This window comes from Methanogenium cariaci JCM 10550, assembly GCF_001315945.1.
Classification (GTDB): domain Archaea; phylum Halobacteriota; class Methanomicrobia; order Methanomicrobiales; family Methanomicrobiaceae; genus Methanogenium; species Methanogenium cariaci.
The window spans coordinates 27,517-46,063 of record NZ_BBBG01000022.1 but is presented as its reverse complement, the minus strand read 5'-3'; the positions used below and the strand labels follow the sequence as shown (position 1 = coordinate 46,063).

Genomic DNA, 18,547 nt, shown 5'->3' with positions numbered 1-18,547 from the left:
TGATGAACCGTTTTTTGCCGCAAGAATAAATTCTGTCGCTTCCTCTCCCACCTTTTCAAGGGCCTTGTCCATTCCCTTTCGGTGAGTCAGAATGGAAACAACGTACGATCCTTCCGGGCGCTCTTCCATCCTCTGATTAATCGTATCCCACACTTCAGCAATTACACTGGCATCCATACTATTTTCCTTCCGCTATAATATCTGCAACCTCAGCATTATACATACGACGGCACAGCAGACGCACTTTTTCCGCATTACAACCGCCCCCTGCCTATTGCAATACCGAGGTCGCCCTTCTTTTTAATCACGATCCGGGTTTTTTCGGTATCCGGATCATCCTCTGTCTTCAACACATCAATTGGTCGGAGAATATTTTGGACAAATTCATCAAAAGATCCACCTCCTCAACCATCTCAATACGCTTTCCGAGAACTCTCTGCATCCGGCGAATATTATCCCCATTTTTACCAATTGCAAGACCCATATCACCTTTTTTTACCACATAGATGATCCGTTCAAATCCATCATCTACAATACAGTCAATTGCAATAGATTTAGTAAGAATACGGAGTTCTTCAATATATCTGCGCTCTTTAAAGCCTATGATATTATGCATCAATCAGTCGCTTTACTATTTTTACTATGATACCATATAACCCCCCCTTGTCCTACCTGAAATTATGAAATTCGGGTTGGAATTCACAGAAAGGTTATTATCCCGTTTAAAATCAGTAATTCTATGTACGGGAGATATGAAGTTCCCTTTGAATACTCAGATGAGACTATCAAACTCTCTATAACAGAGGACGGGGGACTTTTTCCGCTATACCCGGCAAATGACAGGAGAAGAGGCAGTACAGAAAACACTCCTGACAACTGCCAGTGCCGTTGTTGCTGTCAATCCCATTGAACCGGTAAATCTTCCAAAAAAGGTCACCCATTACCTGGAAATTGAATTTACTCCTGTTCTCATAGAACCTGAGGGAATTAAGATCATATATCTGTTGTTTCCAATCGAAATCGGTGTCATCGTCTTTGGCAATAAAAAAATGGAAGCAGTAGATATATTCTCATTCTGTCCCCCCCAGAAATACTCACTCTACGGACCATCCGGAGGAGGGGTGATCACCAAATATTATGCAACTGACATCTACTCAGCCCCCCCCGGAATCCAATCGTTACTGCACCGGCGTGCTCCGCCTGGAAATCCAGAATAAAACATTGGAATGGGCAAATATCAGCAGGACCGTCCTTGACGGATATAATATGAGAATCTATTTCGGCCCATATGTATCCATGCTCGCACGCATGAAAATACTCACACCAACCACTGCTGAAACTGAGTTTACCCGCAACCCGGCCGCATCAGATTTCCAGAAGGCGATAGAAATCTACCATACCCTTAATATCCCCCCCTCAATAAGCCGCACATTTCTCATGGAATGGGGGTACTGACCCATGAGTGACATCATTAACACCACCCTCATATTTGAATCATCCATATTCGCAGCCCCCGTCTATGATATAACCACCGTAGGCGACATCCTCTGGTTCTTCATTATCCTTGTTCTTGCAATCATCATCGCCAAAATCGTCTCTCTCAACCTCAGCCGGTTTCTTAAAGACCGTGTCCGGAAAAATGACCTGAACCTCATCACCAAGGCTGCATACTGGCTGATATTTTCCATCGGATTTTTAACAGCCCTTCCAAACCTTCAGGTAGACCTCTCCGGCATCCTTGTTGCAGGAGGGGGGGTTGTCGGTATCATCATCGGATTTGCAGCACAGAGTGTCGTCGCAAATCTGATCTCAGGCATCTTCCTCATCTTCGAACAGCCGCTTAAAATAGGGGGGGAAAATGTGCTCATCGAAGATACCCATATCATCGTTGAGGATATCCGGATATTTCCACCATTGGAAAAACCTTTGAAGGCATCTATGTCAGAATACCCAATGAGAAGATATTCACCACCACGATCACTAATTACGTGGCAAATACCGCCCGCCGATTTGAATACTCGGTAGAAATCCGCTACGAGGACGATGCAGCCCGTGCGATAGAGATCATCAAAGCACTCATTGAAGAGGAACCATTCTGCCTGAAGAACCCGGGCCCCCCTCCATATATGTGGACGAACTGGCAGCAGACGGGGTCATTATCAAGACACGCATGTGGGCGCCTTCAGAGGTATGGTGGGATGTCAGAACAACCATGCTCTGGAAAATTAAGTATGCACTTGAAGAGGATGGAATGGAGATCCCATTCCCCCCCAGCGCACCATCTGGGTCAACCCGGGAGAAGAAGACAACACACCATCCGAACCAACCCCCCCTGAAAGAGACAATGCTTTCAAAAACCGCCTACAGGCGTGCAAACCATCCCCCCCGCCCGTTTTCGAAAAAACCGTTCCCGAAAAAAAACGTCAGGACTATATGATCTCCTATAATGGACCGGACGAATCCGGAAAAGAATGAAAACTGAATGATATATTCATCAATTCAGTTTCGGACAGATAATATCCAACACACCGTTTTTTACGCCAAATTTGCTTTCTTCCGGATTAATCGGAACAGAAAGGGACACATCAAAGTTTCGGCCATCTATGATCACCCGTACTTCCTGATCCCGAAATTCCACACCGGGTGCAGAGGATTCTTCGCCGGATAACTCCAGAGTGATGTAAAAAATCCGGAATCTTCAACGAGGTCATAATCCAGGTCATCCTCGAAATCGTCCATATGGAAGATGTGCCCATCATCACCGGAACCCGATATGATCGTACAGCCGATAAACCGGGGGGGAGGTTCATCTCCGGGCAGGTTGCGGATCATCTCTTCCATTGCTTTTGCAAGATTTCTAAAGACGTCGTCGTTTGGTTCATTTGCCATTTATTTCACGCACCGAATATTTTTGTCCATGACGCGTTACAATCCCCCCCTTCCCCCCCTCAAGCCATGCAAGTGCACTCTCAATCCGGAGAACCGGGATATCTGTTATCCTGTGAATTTCAGGAACAGACAGATCACTGTTACATAGTGCGGTTATAAGATTGATTTCTGTTTCCCCAGCTAATATTTCTTTGCTCGTAGACACAAGATCATCCATAGCTGCATCAAGGTCACTCTCCAGATATTCCAGTGTCTCAATGTGCCGGTTGTGGGCACCCAGAAGAGAACGAAGATTCACTACCGATTGCAGAAACAGGTCATGAGATGAGGAGATCTGCTGTTGCACCATGCCCGTTGGTTCTGCCATTGTTATCTCAATTTTGATGTCACGGACAAGGCAGTAATATTTCCGCCTCCGCGTATCTGTGCGTGAAGAAAGAAACTCTGCGCGCTCCATGTACTGGAGATGATCAACCACTGCCTTAGGGTTTAGGGCCAGTCGCTCCGCTATCTCAGTCACATAACATGGTTTTTCCCGAAGAAGCACAATGATACGCCGTCTGTTGCGGTTTCCAAGAATATCGAGAAGACCAGAATCCCCATCATCACCGATCATATTTACCAAAAATAAATGAAATGGATACAATTAAATTTTGTTTAGTCCATCACGCGGTAGTTGGGTGCCTCATCGGTAATGAGGATATTATGCGGATGACTTTCGGCATATCCAGCTGACGTAATCTGAACAAACCGTCCGTTCTTCTTAAGATCCATAATGGTCTTTGAACCGGTATATCCCATTGCAGATTTCAGGCCGCCTGTGAGCTGATAGAGTATATCAGAGACATTGCCCACATAGGGGGGGTCGCCCCTTCCACGCCCTCAGGAACAAATTTATTCTTACCGATATCCTTCTTCTGGAAGTAACGGTCACTTGACTGTCCGCCGCTCATCACTCCAAGGGAACCCATACCACGGTACTGTTTGTAGCGCCGCCCTTTCATTGCAATAAGGCGACCGGGGCCTCATCCGTTCCTGCGAGAAGACTTCCCACCATTACAGAATCTGCACCTGCAGCAATTGCCTTTGCAATGTCACCACTGTAGCGGATACCACCGTCTGCAATGACAGGTACGTCATACTCCTGCATCACCTCTGCAACATTTGCAATAGCAGTTATCTGGGGGGGCACCCCCGACACCTGCGACCACACGAGTCGTACAGATGGATCCCGGGCCGATTCCAACCTTCACTGCATCAACATCTGCACCCAATTCCTTTGCAGCCTCTTTGGTTGCAAGATTCCCTGCGATGACATCTGCAGAGACACTCTCCACAATATCACGGACAGCCGATACGACATTCATATTATGAGCATGTGCACAGTCAACGGCAAGGGCATCGGCACCGGCCTCGGCAAGCATGACCGCACGTTCAAAATCAAACGGTCCTACTGCTGCAGCAACACGGAGATTGCCATCCTGGTCACGCAGGGCATTCGGATTCTGGTGGCGTTCCAGAAGATCCTGCATGGTGATGATGCCCATAAGAGTGTCGTCTGCATTCGTGACCGGCAGACGCTCCACCTTATTGGTATACATCTTCTCAAGGGCCTCCTCCAGACCAATACCATCTACTGCGGTGATGGGTTCATGGGTCATGACATTGCGGATATTCTCATCACCACGCTTGCCGACGATCCCGCGCAGATCCCTGCGGCTGACAATGCCGATGATCACATTGTCGTCCATCACCGGCACGCCACCAATGTCATGGTAGCGCATCATCTGATCCACCTCACTGACCGTGGAGTCAGACTGAACGGTGAGAACATCACGCTCAATGATATCTTCTGCCTGCTTTACCAGTCGGATCTCTTCGACTTCACGCTCTGCACTCATATTGCGGTGAATGATACCGACACTACCTCCCGGGCAAGTGCAATCGCCATCCGTGATTCAGTGACCGTATCCATCGCTGCCGAGATGATGGGGGGGCTATTGAGTGCAATGTTCCGGGTCAGCCGTGAACGAGTATCCGCTTCCGAGGGTTCCACATGCGACTCAGCAGGAACCAACAGAACGTCATCAAAGGTCAGGGCCAGGGGGGGAATATTCATTTTTTCGGCATACATGGGGGGGATCACTTCAAAAGAGACATGGCCTTTTCAACAAGTTCTTCCCGGATAACACTGCTGCGATCCCCCCCACCGCAGACCATGCCACGGACACCAATAATCTCAGGATTAATACACCGCAGGGGGGGTTCAAGATCCTCAAACTTCAGGGAACCTGCAAGAGCGGTCTTCTGCTTCAGGCTGCGGTTCAGATCCGTAAATTCTCCGAGAACGGATTCGTCCATGAAATCAAAGAGGCTCTTACCGTCCTTAATACCTGTGTCGATCATGGCAACATCTGCACCATTCTCTGTCACAAGGGGCGCCATCTCCAGCGGAGAAATCGTACCCATCCGTTCATAATCCGCATACGCAGCAATAACAACAGTCTTTTCCGGATACTGCCAGTGCACTGCCTTTGCAACAGCCTCAATCAGTTCTGCGGCACGATCCGCGCCATCAAATTTCAGACCGACCTTGACATAATCCGCACCGGCGGACGCTGCACCGTACGCAGCCTGTGAGGCCCCCCCGCCCGGAAGAAAAGCATAATCCCCCCCGATTGCAGCACTGACAGGTTTGTCTGACAGCTCTTTTATTGCATGAATCACCCATGGAAAATTGGCACCGAGTGAACCTTCCGACGGTTTCTTCACATCGATGATATCAGCAGCGAGGGCACTGCGTGCCTCCTCAACACTGCTGGGGCTGACTAATAGTTCCATACTTATTTTTGGATTCTCCTCATAATAGTGATTACGTATGATCATATACGGACAGACATATTTATGCCCTGTTTTCCCCCCCAGTTTTTTTCCGAAAGGGGGGGGATGGGGGCACGCGGGCTGCAATGCTATATCATAAAGTGCAGAATACCGGCAGGAAGGATACACCATGCTGATTACAATCGAGGGAATAGACGGAACCGGCAAATCAACACTGGTCAGAAATCTCTCTGAAATGTTAAACGATATGGATCCGGTCATCACCCGTGAGCCGGGATCCACATGGATCGGCGAACAGGTCAGAAGAGGCATCGCAGAAGAGATTGATCCTATTGCAGAAGCACTGCTCTTCACGGCCGACCATGCCGCACATATTCGTGACGTTATTCGTCCGGCACTTTCTGCAGAAAAAGTGGTCATATCTGATCGCTACAGCGATTCACGCTATGCATACCAGTCTGTCACACTGGATACAATCCTGCCGGATGCACTGGGCTGGCTGGAAGCAGCCCACCGCGGGTGGACTATTGTCCCTGATCGCACCTACCTTCTGACCATACCCGTAGATGAGGCAATGGCACGACTCTCTGACGACCGTGATAACACCGAACACTTTGAAAAAGCAGACATCCTCTCCCGTGTCCAGAAGAACTATCTGATGCTTGCAGAACGTGACCCGGAACGATTTGTCATTGTCGACGCGATGCTTGAAAAAGAAAAAATAGGAAAATTTGTTGCTGATAGTATCAGGCAGTTCGTGAAACGGTGACAATGACCCCCCCGTCATTCAGGGTCAGCACATCCACCTCTTCTCCTGCAACACGGAACGAATACACCGGTTCATAGGCATTCTCCGGGACTGCCACCTCTTCTCCGTCAACCGTCACACTGGACACACCGCAACAGAGATCCTCTTCAGAGAGCGCCCCGCACCGCATCCATAAACCCGCGGGCTTTGTTTCTCAGTGCAGGTCCGATTACTCCCATTGTAAATTTCACGTCGGAGACCACACGCTCAAGCTGCGGTTTTTCTGTGGTCCAGGTCACTGCGGCATTCAGGCACGGGAGGCATCACCGGCATCATCAATCTCCTGATCTGCGTAGACGAAGACCGAGCCAAGGGGGAGCGTTGAGTGCTATTTTATTATCATGCTTGAACCTGCGCACCTCAGACACCACTTCAGCAAGCAGGGCACCGTTACGGTCTGCATACGCATCGGCAAACGAGAGGTCGGGCCATCCTGCGGCATGCACACTTCCGGCACCCAGATACGAATAACACTCCTCTGAGAAGAACGGCGTAATCGGTGCAAACATCCTACAGATGGTGGCAAGTGCAGTCCTCAGGGTATAGAGGGCACTGTCACGTGCAGACCCTTCATCTTCATAGAGTCTGCCTTTCACCAGTTCAATATAATTGTCCGCAAAGACATCACGGGAAAACTCGCGGATGGCACGGATGGCACGGTCAAACTGATAGGCCTCCATTGCCTCAGTCACCTCTGCAACAGTTGCAGAAAGACGGCACATCAGCCAGCGATCGGTCAGAACCGTCACCGAATCTGCAGTAAGAGAACCTGCATCTCCTGCCTGCATCAACACAAAGCGTGCGATATTCCAGAGTTTGGTCTGGAACCTGGACCCGGCCACCACATCATTCCAGGTAAAGACAATATCCGATCCCGTTGCCGCACCGATGGCACTCCACTGGCGGAATGCATCTGCCCCCCCGTAATCCTTGAGAATATCCTCCGGGGGGGAATGATATTGTTACGGCTCTTGCTCATCTTAAAGCCGTCTTCGCCGAGCACCATCCGTTCACCAGAATCTCCTCCCAGGGTTTGGATCCGGTCAGGGCAAGGGACCGCAGAATGGTATAGAATGCCCACGTCCGGATGATGTCATGGCCCTGCGGGCGAATCTGTGCGGGGGGGAAGCGCTCCGGAATATCTCCACCATCCCAGCCAGTTACATTTAAGACAGAGATAGAGGAATCCATCCAGGTATCGAGTACATCTGTTTCTCCGGTAAACGATGTCCCACCACAGACCGGGCAGGGATGCTTCGGTGACTCTGCGGTCGGATCAATCGGCAGGTCTGCCTCGTCCGGGAGAATCTTCTCGCCACAGCCATCACAGAACCACACCGGAATCGGGGGGGTGGCAAAGACACGCTGGCGCGATATGCACCAGTCCCATTCCATCTGTGATGCCCAGTTTTCCAGACGGGAATACATGTGATCCGGCGTCCACATGATATCCTTTGCTGCTTTGATGATGCCTTCGTTATGAATCTTCACAAACCACTGGCGCTCACTGAGAATCTCTATCGGGGGGGTCTTGCAGCGCCAGCAGGTACCAACACGCTGATCCAGTTTTTCCTGCCGGTTAAGAATACCCTGTTCCTTCATATCAGCAAGGATTCTCTCACGGCACTCCTTTGAGGTCAGACCATCATAGGGGGGGCTGCAATGGCGGTCATCTTTCCAGAGGAGTCGATTGCCTTTCTCAGGTCAAGATTATGCTGTTTCCACCAGTAGACATCCTGCTTGTCACCGAACGTACAGATCATCACCGCACCACTGCCAAACTCCGGATCCACTGCCTCATCGGTTATCACCGGCACATTGTGGCCAAAGAGCGGCACCGTCAGGGTCTTCCCCTTTGTTTCTGTATACCGTTCGTCATCCGGGTGAACAGCAACGGCCACGCAGGCAGCAAGAAGTTCGGGACGGGAGGTGGCAATCTCAACACCATCGAACTCAAAAAAGTTCAGGAGCGTGGTACGGTCCTCATAGGCCACTTCTGCAAATGCAATCGCAGTTTCACAGCGGGTACAGAAATTGACGGGGGGGTGCTCACTCTGGTATATGTCGCCTGCCTTAAGCATCCGGAGAAATGAGATCTGTGTCTTCCGGTAGTATTCCGGCATCATGGTGATGTATTCATTGCTCCAGTCAGTTGAGAACCCGCACCGCCGCATCGTCGCGCGCATCTTCTCAATATTCTGAATCGTTAAATCACGCACATCTGCCGGAACTCATCACGGGATACATCATTTTTGGTGATGCCGTGGATCTCTTCCACCTTTACTTCGGTGGGAAGACCATGACAGTCCCACCCCCCCTGGGGGAACATAACGTTGAACCCGCGCATCCGCTTATACCGTGCGATAAAATCGATATAACACCAGTTAAACCCGTTTCCAATATGGAAGTTGCCTGTCGGATAGGGGGAGGCGTGTCGATAATAAACTGTGGTTTTGTTGAGACAGGATCAAAATAATTGTCCTCATCCTTCCATTCCTGCAGCCAGTGCTCTTCCACAGAATTGGGATCATACGTCTTCGGTATTTCCGTTGATGGAGACATTTTGAGAATATTGGTTGTTTTTTCTCTTAATAGTAATCGCACATATGGCATGCAGAGAGTATCTTCCTGTATTGTCCTGTCCAAAAATGCCGGGTATTTTCAGGAAATCAGAATGCTTCAGGCATAAACCCATAAACCATGAACCACAAATATAAATGCAATGGAATGGGAGACAGGGATGTGGGCAGCATCAGCCCTCGCGCTGATATGCATCATCATTGCTCCGCATATATCTCCCCCCCCTGGCTCCTCTCGCTTTTTGTTGTGCTCATCTGTGCACTGCTCTTTCTCATTAAAAAATCCCGTTATACCTCTCTGTCCATCGCAACGATAGCGGCACTCTACGGCCTTGAACTCATACCGCTGGTGGTGTTTACCACCACATTTGCCATTGTTATCATGGGTGAGGCCGCCTACCGTATCGCAGGAAGAGGTACAAAAGGATACATCCCGTTTACTGTCGTCGCCTTTATCAGTGCATCCCTAGTGATGATGTATTCCGGATACACGGTGCCTTTTGTGGCGGTCACCGGGGTAATCGTCGCCCTGATGCTCCATTCTATTCTGCGCGACCGGCAGGACAGTATCTTTATTGAGACGCTGGGTGTTGCGATGACGATGCTCCTCTTCTACGACATTGACTATCATGTCGAGACAACCATCCTCATCACTGCCGTAATCATCGGATTCGGGTTTGCATTCTCCTCTTACAAACTGAAGGCAGCGGATCTTTCCGGTCTCTTTTCCGGAGCACTGATGGGCATACTTCTCATCGTCTTCACCGATGTGCGCTGGTTTTTGATCATGCTCGCCTTCTTCATTCTCGGTGCAGGTACCACAAAATACCGGTTTGAAAAGAAGACAGAACTGGGTGTGGCAGAGTCCCACGGAGGGGGGGTGCGTGGATACTTCAATGTCTTCGCAAACGGTCTGGTCTCACTCTGCGGTGCCATTCTCTACGGAGTTACCGGCAATCCCCCCCTGTTTATCGCACTATTTCTGGGAAGCGTCGCCTGTGCCACATCAGATACCCTCGCAAGTGAAGTTGGCGTTGTGGGAAAGACGCCCCCCCGCCTCATCACCACGTTCAGAGAGGTGCCACGGGGGAACCAACGGCGGTGTTACCATGGTAGGAGAACTCGCAGCCATTGTGGGAGCCGTCATCATCGCCGTGTTCGCATATGGGCTGAACGTTGCAGACCCGGCACTTGTCGCGGTCACCATACTTGCCGGATTCTTCGGCACAAACATTGACAGTCTCATCGGTGCACTATACGAAAATAAACACCTCATCGGGAACGCCGGGACAAATTTCCTCGCCACTCTGCTCTCGGGTATCTTTGCGATGGCAGTGTATTATCTACTCATCTCTTTTTGACAATCAAAACGGAACAGTCACCTGATACAGCCGGTTTCCTCTTTCTCCGGTGTACCGACGTGGAAAAATAATCATCTGAATCTCGTGGGGGGGGTTGCCCCCCCATACCCGTTTTGGTCACTCTGACCCCCCCCTCTGGCCCGCTGGGAACGCAAATTAGGGGATAAAATGGCCATATTTTTTGTATCCATCTCCTGCTAGCAAAATACGACGATTTTGTCAGTTATTTGCTAAAATGAGGATAAATTGCAGACTACCAAGGGGTTGCCATTGACGGATCTTTTGAAAGGATGTATGGGTTATCTCTGGTTGAGATCGACCCGCTCCGGGCTTCTGTGTGGACGCCGACTTCTGGGCAGACATCCCCCCCCGGATATGCCAGATGAGCAACATCTGGCCCTAAATTACAGGAATACGACCGCACATCCGGTATAAAAAAGGGAATCAGGAATATTTGTACCAGCGTCCCTTCTCATCATAGACTCCCTCTTCCTTTTTTGCTTCCTCCGTCTGATCAGAGACCGCCGCCACATGCCGCCGGTAAAAGGCCGCTTTGAAAGGCAGAAGAATGGCAGTAAAAATACCTGTCACCACTGCATACAGAACAATGATAAGGGACGTCCCTTCCTCTCCAATGAGAGCCTGCTGTTCTTCCACAGTCATATTCAGAAGGGTATTTACATCCAGAGACGGGTCAAAGACCATGGAACCTGCAAGGAAAACAGAACCAATGAAGCACCGGCTATAAACAGCACCACCAGAAGGATACAACAGGCACAATAAAAAGCCATGACCTCAAAGGGGGGGCGGGAGCGGACAAATACCACGCTCCGCATCAGTGATGCAAAGACCTTCTTTTCTTCCAGAACTGCGGCAGTGTCAAAGAAGAAAAAGAAGAACAATAACGGGATGAAAACCCAGAATACCCCCCCCGCAACCATCAGGACATCATCCTGGCCCCCCCCACCAATTGCTCCAAGGATAACGGTGAGAATCAGTGCTGCAATGGCACCAAAGAATGTCACAAATGCTCCCGGCAAGAGGACCGCAAAATACCGGGAAAGACCCCCCCCGCACAAAAAGCGGTGAGCGACCGGTCATCCCTGCGTATCATTTCATAGGATGCCCCCCCGATAAAGAACGGAAAGGCAATGACGCCAAAGAAGCCGATGGACTCTCCATAGAAATCAAGACCATTGAACATACAGTATTCAACAGCTGAAACAATACATCCGGCCCAAATCCCTGAGAGCAAAATCAGGGGGGGATATCGTAGGATATAACTGAATGTTTCCCTGAGTGAGTTCAGTACCATGGTGTCTCAGCGGTTCCTTGGCATGGCTACAATCTCACGAACCTGCAGATCAAAGAACCGGGCCGTATTTGCGGGGGGGAGCACTACACAGACCGTATCAGCACCCTGTGCCGTACCACCCACTGCAATCACTTCTTCACCTACAGGGACTTTACCCTGGTCTGCAGCGATGAGCGTGCATTCCACAGCCACCTTCAGTCCTATTGCAATCGTCCGACGGAGGGTCTCAGCCACTGCATCTGTTCGTGATCCACCACCGATTTTCGGGTTGGCCGACAGTGCGCGTTCAAGGCCTGACAGGACATGCGTCCCCCCCATGATGATGTCTGCACCCTGTTCGTTGAAATATGGCAGGGATGCCTCGTCAAATTCCCACACGCCCGGTTCCCGGAACCCGACCAGATGGGTCACCACAACGAGATGAATCCCCGTGCCTTTCATTGCCTCACCAAATATCTTCGCCGTTTCCCCCGGTGGTGCTTGCGACAACAATCGTAGATATTCCAAGATCCTGTGCACGCTTCACTGCAATCTTTGCAGCGTCGTGTGAATTTTCTTTTCCCGGCCGGTCAAAGTAAAATACCGATTTTTCTGAAAAACTCATGATAACGTTTTTTGCATCTGATCATTTATACTCTGGTGCGCTAATCAGATACCATGTACGAAGGCACGACAAATGCCGGAGATATGAATCCATTTTGAAGAACAGAGGAGAACAATAATGCTAACAATTGCTATTGCAGGAAAACCAAACTGTGGAAAATCAACTTTTTTTACCGCATCTACACTCGCACCTGTCGAGATTGCAAATTATCCGTTTACGACGATTGACGCAAACACAGGCGTTGCCTATCTGCGTATCCCATGCGCGTGCCAGGAATTGGGCATACAGTGTGGCCACTGCACAAACGGTGTCCGGTTCATTCCGGTTGGAATGATTGATGTTGCAGGACTAGTGCCGGATGCGCACGAGGGAAAGGGACTGGGAAACCAGTTTCTGGATCACCTGAAGGACGCGGACGCCATCATTCACATCATTGACGGCAGCGGCGGAACAGACAGTGAAGGAAACCCTGTTGATGCAGGTTCTCACGACCCGCACGAGGATATCGGATTCATTGAATACGAGATGTCGATGTGGGTTTACGGAATTCTCGAAAAGAACTGGGCAAAGTTACAGCGTTCAACCCAGCAGCGGAACTTTGACATCCTTGAAGCCGTAGCTGAAGCACTGGCAGGCCTCAAAATATCCTATGAAAACATCCGCGATGCTGAACGCAATGCAGAGATCGATCTGAAAACCTGCAGCACCGAGGATCTGATCAAATTCTGTTCCATCCTCGTTCCCCTGAGCAAACCGATGGTAGTCGTTGCAAACAAGGCAGATCTTACATCAGAAGAGATGCGCAGCCAGTTGAAGGATACCGGCGTCTCATTTGCGTCTGCAGCAAGTGAACTGGCACTGCGGAAGGCAGCAGAAGGGAAATTCATCACATATCTGCCAGGGGATCCCATCTTTGAAATCCCACCTGAGTCAAACCTCAATGATGCCCAGAAGAAAGGCTGATGGCAATTCAGAATGTGATGGACGTACTCGGTGGAACAGGTGTTCAGCAGGCAATCAATGGATCCGTCTTTGATCTCCTGGATATGATCGTTGTCTACCCGGTAGAGGATGAGAACAAATACTGTGACGGGAAAGGCAGAGTACTACCGGATGCATTCCTCATGAAGCACGGATCAACACCCAAGGACCTTGCATACCAGGTACACTCCGATATCGGGGGGGACAAATTCCTGTATGCGGTTGACGCGAAGACAAAGATGAGAATCAAAGAAACCCACGAACTGCAGACCGGGGACGTCATCAAGATCGTCTCAACCAAATAGAAATATTCCATTTTTTCACAACAGATATAAACCATCAGCGAACAGATCCTGTTTACTATGGGCGGAGAGATCTATCAGGCTCAGGTGATCAGGAACTTCTTCGAGACTGTCACCGGTCCTGACCGGAACATGACACGGATATTCATGTGTGTTGTCAGTACGGCAAAACTCCGAATGGAACCGCCTGAGAGGATTGCATTCCTTGTGGACCAGATAAAAAAGTCCAAGCAGAAACGCGAACTCTCCATTGATATCATCGATTACATGTGCGAGGCAGCAATCGACATCGACATCACATCCGTGATGACCGCGTTCGGGGTGCAGGAAGTGGCCGGGCTTGCAGATGATATAGGCGACATCAGTTTTGGCACCCTCTGACACAGAACAGTCCTAAATTGTAATATTTTTCCATTTTCCTGACCGAAACATCAGATAGAGTGCAACGGTCTGAACAAGAATACCTGTTGCCATTGCATACCACACTCCCACAATGCCTGTTCCGGTAAGGTCAGGCAAAATAAGCGCAAGCGGCACCTGGACCAGAACATAGGAGAGGAGCGTTGCATACATCGGTTTTTTCGTATCTCCTGCACCGTTCAGGGCAAACGAGAGGACAATCGCAACAGCAATCAGCACATAAAACGGTGACACGATATAAAAATACGAGACCGCATATGCATCCGAGAGGCCGCTCGGGTCAAAGAATTCAGTGAGGCCTGCACCAAATGTCAGGAACAAAACCGTAATCACTGCCATAAAACTGCCGTATAATGTCAGCGCCTTCCATACCGACTCTTCTGACCGGTCCGGGTGTCCCGCACCAAGATTCTGACCGACCATCACCGCCGCTGCGGTTGCGATGCCAAATCCCGGCATCAGGGCAAGCATCTCTATCCGGCTGACAATACCAAAGGCGGAGAGGGCAAGGGTGCCGTATGACGCGATTATGATGTACATGACGAGATACGCCACACTCCGCACGCCGGACTGCACCATATTCGGGACGGCCACCCGCAGGATTCGGCGCATCAGGCAGATATCAGGCTCTGCCTGCCGGGTAAACTCCATCTGTGCATTCAGGCGGTACAACAGCACGACTCCGATGCCAAGTCCCACAGCCCGGGTGATGACTGTTGCCATCGCGGCACCCGAAACCCCCCCCATCGCCGGTACCACTCCGATACCAAATATGAGAACCGGATCGAGGATGATGTTGAGCAGATTGATGACCAGAATAATGAGAAGCGGTGTTTTCGTATCACCAATACTCTGGAAGAAGGTTGAGACGATCCAGAATTCAACGAGCGTCACAATCCCCCAGAGAGAGTACCTGAGATATGCGGCACCCTCAATTATCACCTCCTCCGGCGCCCCGAAGATCTCCAGCAGATCTGCTGCAAAGAGCACTCCCACAACAGAGATTGCTGCTGAGAGGATGAGTCCAAGGATTAACGCCTGAATCAGCACCCGACCAGCATACGGATAATTCCCTTCTCCATAATAGCGAGAGACAAACGCAGTCGTCCCCCCCCGGCAAGCCCGATGATAAGGGTCATCAGAACAAAAATAACGGAGATGGAAAGACCCACACCACCAATTGCCGCCGGACTGATCCGTCCAACAAAAAAGAGGTCGGCAACCTCCACCAGGGCCTGAAGGATATTGCCGGCAACGAGAGGTGCTGCTATGGTGAGAAGAGAACGGGTAATCGGGCCGTTCGTCAGATCAACGGATTTCATCTCCCTGCCACCGGTTGGGTCATGCCTCCGGAATGATCCGGACAGTCAGGAAAAATCAGGTATCTTGATAAGGGAGATATGGACACCCTCACCCGCCAGATGGTCAAGGTTCAGCCTGAGGTGTTCTGCCTGCTCAGGGACCGATGCACGGATCTCATCGATGCTGTCCTGAATATCGTTGATCTGTGCTGCATTGGCAGGGATTTTCTCTGTCAACAGATGTATTTTTTCTTCCTGTTCTGCTTTTTTTCCGACAAACAAGAGACTGTTCAGCTCATCCGCCACCCGGACACTCTCTGCATTCAGTTCCTCCGTCCGTGCAATGGCATCGGTCAGAGGAACAATAAAGGCATCCTGTTCAGAAAAGAGGGCCATTTCATCCTTGTTTTTTATAAGAGTATCATTCTCACGACACATCCGGGCAAGCCGCGGGAAGAGGGTGGGATAGACCGCAAGTCCCCCCCGGGTTCGTTCAACAGAAGAAGAGGATTCAAGTCCGCTTCGGACTGCCTTTAACAGTTCAATCGTCTCGGTGTCCCCCCCTGACTGTTCACAGATATGGACTGCCTTTCTGAAGACATTTGCAGAACGGGAGAGTATCTGTTTATAGTCAGCATCTGCCTCATGGAATTTTCCCTCATAGACTGCCTGACGTGCCATGAGTGTATCATATTCCGCCGCTTCCGGCCCTTCCAGATATACCCGGAGATCATGTTTCAGGGCAGAAAGCTCTGCGGGCATGGTGTCGTTTTTTTCCGCCAGATGAGCGGCCTGAAGCTGGATCTCAACAAGCTGATTTTTCTTTGCGAGGAGAAGGGCATGCGTCTCGGTCGCCTCATCAACACCCCCCCAACTGTTCCCGTAATTTTGCAAGAACACCAGACATGGTGTTGATTTCACGTCCAATAACATCGGTCTGGATTCGTATCTCCTTCATCTGTCCGGGGAACACATTTGCGATATAGCGACCCGGCCCGCGGGTATTCTTTGCAATCTGTGAGATGAGTTCGACACAGTCATCGTAATATTCCCCGGGCACTTCTGAGACAGAAAGAGCGAGTGTCTTCTCCATCGCTGCCGCATACCGGGGGGGCACACCCTGTTCAACAACACGGAGCAGTTTGGGATGGAGAACAACGTTCTCATCGGGTTTTGCACCCTTCAGCGCATCAACCGTCTCCTGCAACTCCCGAAGTGCGGCACAGACACGGGGGGGCGTGATTCCCGGACTGCGCGGTCTGCCTCTTCATGTATGGCACATTCTTTTTCCGATATCCATACGGGGGGGATATCCGGAAATGCGAGTTCAGTCTCGTCCGGTTCTGCGCTACGCCCTAATAATTTATCAAGAAAACCCATCTTTATCTCCTCCAATATTCATTCCATTTCTTTCTTCTCACATCACACATTCGTGCAGTATCAGTCACTCCCCGACACATCATGCAGACGCCTGACACCGTCTATTTCATCAATGACATCAGCCACCACGGACGGAACAAGGGACCGCCAGTCTTCCCCTGCAAGCATACGCCTGCGAATCTCTGTTCCACTGTAATTATCCCGTTTATACATCTCCGGGGGGGAGATGACCTCAGTACCTGCTTCACAAAAGAGGCGGACAACCAATGGATTTGAAGAATATACTTCATTAAAGGGAGGAGATATCGACCGTGCATGGGAGACCCATAGTGCATTTCGCTGAATATCCTCTATCGGGATGACATAAAACGGCAGAGAGACAGACTCCTCCATCGCATGGGTGACCATCAGCACCCGTTCGCCCGCAGTAAACGGGTTCTCCGGAGAATGACTCAACTGGGCACTCCCGATACCGATCACAATTTCATCCACCTCTTCAGCGATGTGATTTATGACAGACTCGTGACCATAATGGTAGGGCTGAAAGCGGCCGATATAAAATCCCCCTAATCTTCTCCATCATGCGCCCCCCGTGCGATCAATGCGGCAAATGCGCCCGCGGTAAACCCGGCGTCAATATTGACGACCGCAATCACCGAACACGATTGCAACATACTGGCAAGTGCGGCTTCTCCCTGCCCCCCCATATATCCGTAGCCGGTGGATACTGGTACCCCCCCTACCACCGGACGACTGACAAGTCCGGCAACCACAGCAGGCAGCGTCCCTTCCCTACCAGCGGCAACAACATACACATCAGCGCCCTGCACCTGCCTGAGTGCGGGAAAGAGACGGTGTATACCTGCAGCACCGACATCATATGCCGTTGTAACCCGGCAGCCCATCTCTTCTGCAATAATTCGGGCTTCCTCTGCCACCCGGATATCTGACGTCCCTGCAGTGAGAATACCGACGGTGCCCCCGTGTAGGGATGGGGGGGGAGACGGGACGCCACCAGCGTATGGGAGACAGGATGATATTCGCAGGAAAAATCTTCATCTGCTGCAACCCTTGCAATCTCATCACCGACATCCTCCGGTACTCGTGTTGCAATACATTTCCCGGTCCTCCTGACCAGGGTAAGAATAATCTCTATCAGGTGGTCGCGGTTTTTTCCTTCCCCCTAGCACTACCTCAGGTATTCCGCACCGCACCGTGCGACCGGTGTCAATACGTGCAATATCTCCAAGCTCTTCGATCTGAAGACCCTGGATCTCCTCTTCGGCATCACGAAGAGAAAGATCTCCGGATTTATAGGCGTTCAGTACATCCCTGAGTGTCAGATGGGGGGGATTCATGGCTGATAATTATCATATTGGTATACGTGAAATAACTACGTATTGCATGGCATCAACATACCTTCTCTATGTAACCATCTTCGGAGTCATCGGAGTGGCATTCCTCTGGCTGCGTGATGCACGAATTTTTTACCGGACCGGTGACCAGACATACCGAAAGGCTGCGTATATGGGGGGGGTACTCTTCACCGCATTTGCATCGATGGGGGGGATCTATTTCGCATACCAGCAGGCCGAATTCCTTGGATTAGGCATCGTCCTCATCGCATTATACCTGCAGGGGGGGAGAGTGGAGCGAACGAAACTCTTTGGTTCTGGTGCCACCGCAACAGACCGGTTACTGGGAACAGTGCCGATACAGATATCCGGGGGGGCAAAAATCCCCCCCAAAAAAGGAGAGAAATAGAT

20 protein-coding genes and 7 pseudogenes are annotated in these 18,547 nt (G+C 50.5%); 9 read left to right on the top strand and 18 right to left on the bottom strand.

The features are described 5' to 3' along the window. The coding region (gene hisE, locus JCM10550_RS14135; protein ID WP_083475538.1) for a phosphoribosyl-ATP diphosphatase at positions 1–177 on the bottom strand (177 nt) is incomplete at its 3' end. A 1-nt stretch (position 178) separates the two neighbouring features. Further along, positions 179–616: pseudogene (locus JCM10550_RS14130) on the bottom strand (NusA-like transcription termination signal-binding factor). 220 nt (positions 617–836) lie between these two features. Between JCM10550_RS14130 and JCM10550_RS14125 the strand changes: the two are divergent. The 3 genes from JCM10550_RS14125 (at position 837) to JCM10550_RS20850 (ending at position 2,437) form a co-directional block, all read left to right on the top strand. Next, a complete protein-coding gene (locus JCM10550_RS14125) occupies positions 837–1,217 on the top strand; it encodes a DUF432 domain-containing protein (RefSeq protein ID WP_062400040.1) in 381 nt (126 codons plus the stop codon). Positions 1,218–1,458: 241 nt separating this feature from the next. Beyond that, positions 1,459–2,025: a mechanosensitive ion channel domain-containing protein gene (locus tag JCM10550_RS20855; protein WP_218185233.1), complete on the top strand. Its 567-nt coding sequence runs from the start codon at positions 1,459–1,461 to the stop codon at positions 2,023–2,025. A gap of 103 nt (positions 2,026–2,128) precedes the next feature. Next, complete coding sequence (locus JCM10550_RS20850; RefSeq protein ID WP_218185232.1) at positions 2,129–2,437, top strand: mechanosensitive ion channel family protein; 309 nt, start codon at positions 2,129–2,131, stop codon at positions 2,435–2,437. 170 nt (positions 2,438–2,607) lie between these two features. Here the strand turns inward: JCM10550_RS20850 and JCM10550_RS14110 are convergent, their stop codons facing one another. The 4 genes and pseudogenes from JCM10550_RS14110 to JCM10550_RS14095 all read right to left on the bottom strand — a co-directional run bounded on the left by JCM10550_RS14110 (position 2,608) and on the right by JCM10550_RS14095 (position 5,730). Next, positions 2,608–2,889 (bottom strand): hypothetical protein, encoded by a 282-nt coding sequence (locus tag JCM10550_RS14110; protein WP_062400035.1) that lies wholly within the window; start codon positions 2,887–2,889, stop codon positions 2,608–2,610. Beyond that, positions 2,879–3,505: an ArsR family transcriptional regulator gene (locus JCM10550_RS14105; protein ID WP_062400033.1), complete on the bottom strand. Its 627-nt coding sequence runs from the start codon at positions 3,503–3,505 to the stop codon at positions 2,879–2,881. The genes JCM10550_RS14110 and JCM10550_RS14105 overlap by 11 nt, the downstream gene beginning before the upstream one ends. Positions 3,506–3,546: 41 nt before the next feature. Continuing rightward, positions 3,547–5,023 (bottom strand): annotated as a pseudogene (gene guaB, locus JCM10550_RS14100) (IMP dehydrogenase). An 8-nt stretch (positions 5,024–5,031) separates the two neighbouring features. Then, the gene (locus JCM10550_RS14095) at positions 5,032–5,730 is read right to left on the bottom strand and encodes a (5-formylfuran-3-yl)methyl phosphate synthase (RefSeq protein ID WP_062400044.1); all 699 of its coding nucleotides are present in this window, start codon (positions 5,728–5,730) and stop codon (positions 5,032–5,034) included. A gap of 169 nt (positions 5,731–5,899) precedes the next feature. On the opposite strand from JCM10550_RS14095, the gene tmk reads away from it, so the two are divergent. Then, complete coding sequence (gene tmk / locus JCM10550_RS14090) at positions 5,900–6,499, top strand: dTMP kinase (RefSeq protein WP_062400031.1); 600 nt, start codon at positions 5,900–5,902, stop codon at positions 6,497–6,499. Here the strand turns inward: tmk and JCM10550_RS14085 are convergent. Continuing rightward, positions 6,477–9,100, bottom strand: a pseudogene (locus tag JCM10550_RS14085) (valine--tRNA ligase). The gene tmk and the pseudogene JCM10550_RS14085 overlap by 23 nt on opposite strands. 618 nt (positions 9,101–9,718) lie before the next feature. Here JCM10550_RS14085 and JCM10550_RS23550 point away from each other — a divergent pair. Together JCM10550_RS23550 and JCM10550_RS23545 are read left to right on the top strand one after the other, a co-directional pair. Continuing rightward, positions 9,719–10,150, top strand: a pseudogene (locus tag JCM10550_RS23550) (DUF92 domain-containing protein); the annotation flags it as partial. A 76-nt stretch (positions 10,151–10,226) separates the two neighbouring features. After that, positions 10,227–10,478, top strand: a complete 252-nt coding sequence (locus tag JCM10550_RS23545; protein WP_245619275.1) for a DUF92 domain-containing protein — start codon at positions 10,227–10,229, stop codon at positions 10,476–10,478. Between the two features lie 444 nt (positions 10,479–10,922). Here the strand turns inward: JCM10550_RS23545 and JCM10550_RS14075 are convergent, their stop codons facing one another. From JCM10550_RS14075 to JCM10550_RS14060, 4 genes and pseudogenes are all read right to left on the bottom strand, one after another. Beyond that, a complete protein-coding gene (locus tag JCM10550_RS14075; RefSeq protein WP_062400028.1) occupies positions 10,923–11,183 on the bottom strand; it encodes a hypothetical protein in 261 nt (86 codons plus the stop codon). Then, on the bottom strand, positions 11,156–11,503 hold the full coding sequence (locus JCM10550_RS14070) for a hypothetical protein (RefSeq protein ID WP_062400026.1): 348 nt from the start codon (positions 11,501–11,503) through the stop codon (positions 11,156–11,158). Before JCM10550_RS14070 ends, JCM10550_RS14075 begins: the two co-directional genes overlap by 28 nt. Then, entirely contained in the window at positions 11,500–11,793 is a 294-nt protein-coding gene (locus JCM10550_RS14065) for a hypothetical protein (RefSeq protein WP_062400025.1), read from the bottom strand. The genes JCM10550_RS14070 and JCM10550_RS14065 overlap by 4 nt, the downstream gene beginning before the upstream one ends. A gap of 6 nt (positions 11,794–11,799) precedes the next feature. Continuing rightward, positions 11,800–12,397, bottom strand: a pseudogene (locus JCM10550_RS14060) (pyruvate kinase alpha/beta domain-containing protein). A gap of 117 nt (positions 12,398–12,514) precedes the next feature. On the opposite strand from JCM10550_RS14060, the pseudogene JCM10550_RS14055 reads away from it, so the two are divergent. Beyond that, positions 12,515–13,683: pseudogene (locus tag JCM10550_RS14055) on the top strand (redox-regulated ATPase YchF). 57 nt (positions 13,684–13,740) lie between these two features. Continuing rightward, positions 13,741–14,061 (top strand): hypothetical protein, encoded by a 321-nt coding sequence (locus JCM10550_RS14050; protein ID WP_062400022.1) that lies wholly within the window; start codon positions 13,741–13,743, stop codon positions 14,059–14,061. A 12-nt stretch (positions 14,062–14,073) separates the two neighbouring features. Here the strand turns inward: JCM10550_RS14050 and JCM10550_RS14045 are convergent, their stop codons facing one another. From JCM10550_RS14045 to larB, 7 genes and pseudogenes are all read right to left on the bottom strand, one after another. After that, positions 14,074–15,150 (bottom strand): MATE family efflux transporter, encoded by a 1,077-nt coding sequence (locus JCM10550_RS14045; protein ID WP_281175415.1) that lies wholly within the window; start codon positions 15,148–15,150, stop codon positions 14,074–14,076. Beyond that, positions 15,144–15,422, bottom strand: a complete 279-nt coding sequence (locus JCM10550_RS25305; RefSeq protein WP_281175414.1) for an MATE family efflux transporter — start codon at positions 15,420–15,422, stop codon at positions 15,144–15,146. Before JCM10550_RS25305 ends, JCM10550_RS14045 begins: the two co-directional genes overlap by 7 nt. A gap of 45 nt (positions 15,423–15,467) precedes the next feature. Continuing rightward, complete coding sequence (locus JCM10550_RS14040) at positions 15,468–16,301, bottom strand: hypothetical protein (RefSeq protein ID WP_157200305.1); 834 nt, start codon at positions 16,299–16,301, stop codon at positions 15,468–15,470. Further along, complete coding sequence (locus tag JCM10550_RS14035; protein WP_062400019.1) at positions 16,261–16,608, bottom strand: hypothetical protein; 348 nt, start codon at positions 16,606–16,608, stop codon at positions 16,261–16,263. Before JCM10550_RS14035 ends, JCM10550_RS14040 begins: the two co-directional genes overlap by 41 nt. Beyond that, on the bottom strand, positions 16,584–16,781 hold the full coding sequence (locus JCM10550_RS19155; protein ID WP_157200304.1) for a hypothetical protein: 198 nt from the start codon (positions 16,779–16,781) through the stop codon (positions 16,584–16,586). The genes JCM10550_RS14035 and JCM10550_RS19155 overlap by 25 nt, the downstream gene beginning before the upstream one ends. A gap of 60 nt (positions 16,782–16,841) precedes the next feature. Further along, positions 16,842–17,336: a nicotinamide-nucleotide adenylyltransferase gene (locus JCM10550_RS14030; protein ID WP_062400016.1), complete on the bottom strand. Its 495-nt coding sequence runs from the start codon at positions 17,334–17,336 to the stop codon at positions 16,842–16,844. An 11-nt stretch (positions 17,337–17,347) separates the two neighbouring features. Then, positions 17,348–18,139: pseudogene (gene larB / locus JCM10550_RS14025) on the bottom strand (nickel pincer cofactor biosynthesis protein LarB). 46 nt (positions 18,140–18,185) lie between these two features. Between larB and JCM10550_RS14020 the strand changes: the two are divergent. After that, on the top strand, positions 18,186–18,545 hold the full coding sequence (locus JCM10550_RS14020) for a hypothetical protein (RefSeq protein ID WP_062400042.1): 360 nt from the start codon (positions 18,186–18,188) through the stop codon (positions 18,543–18,545). Positions 18,546–18,547: the final 2 nt, after the last annotated feature.

Coding starts and splice junctions, on each gene's coding strand:
- JCM10550_RS14125 (WP_062400040.1), top strand. CDS start 837: ATGACAGGAGAAGAGGCAGTACAGAAAACACTCCTGACAACTGCCAGT.
- JCM10550_RS20855 (WP_218185233.1), top strand. CDS start 1,459: ATGAGTGACATCATTAACACCACCCTCATATTTGAATCATCCATATTC.
- JCM10550_RS14110 (WP_062400035.1), bottom strand. CDS start 2,889: ATGGCAAATGAACCAAACGACGACGTCTTTAGAAATCTTGCAAAAGCA.
- JCM10550_RS14105 (WP_062400033.1), bottom strand. CDS start 3,505: ATGATCGGTGATGATGGGGATTCTGGTCTTCTCGATATTCTTGGAAAC.
- JCM10550_RS14095 (WP_062400044.1), bottom strand. CDS start 5,730: ATGGAACTATTAGTCAGCCCCAGCAGTGTTGAGGAGGCACGCAGTGCC.
- tmk (WP_062400031.1), top strand. CDS start 5,900: ATGCTGATTACAATCGAGGGAATAGACGGAACCGGCAAATCAACACTG.
- JCM10550_RS23545 (WP_245619275.1), top strand. CDS start 10,227: ATGGTAGGAGAACTCGCAGCCATTGTGGGAGCCGTCATCATCGCCGTG.
- JCM10550_RS14075 (WP_062400028.1), bottom strand. CDS start 11,183: ATGGTCTTTGACCCGTCTCTGGATGTAAATACCCTTCTGAATATGACT.
- JCM10550_RS14065 (WP_062400025.1), bottom strand. CDS start 11,793: ATGGTACTGAACTCACTCAGGGAAACATTCAGTTATATCCTACGATAT.
- JCM10550_RS14050 (WP_062400022.1), top strand. CDS start 13,741: ATGGGCGGAGAGATCTATCAGGCTCAGGTGATCAGGAACTTCTTCGAG.
- JCM10550_RS25305 (WP_281175414.1), bottom strand. CDS start 15,422: ATGAAATCCGTTGATCTGACGAACGGCCCGATTACCCGTTCTCTTCTC.
- JCM10550_RS19155 (WP_157200304.1), bottom strand. CDS start 16,781: ATGGGTTTTCTTGATAAATTATTAGGGCGTAGCGCAGAACCGGACGAG.
- JCM10550_RS14020 (WP_062400042.1), top strand. CDS start 18,186: ATGGCATCAACATACCTTCTCTATGTAACCATCTTCGGAGTCATCGGA.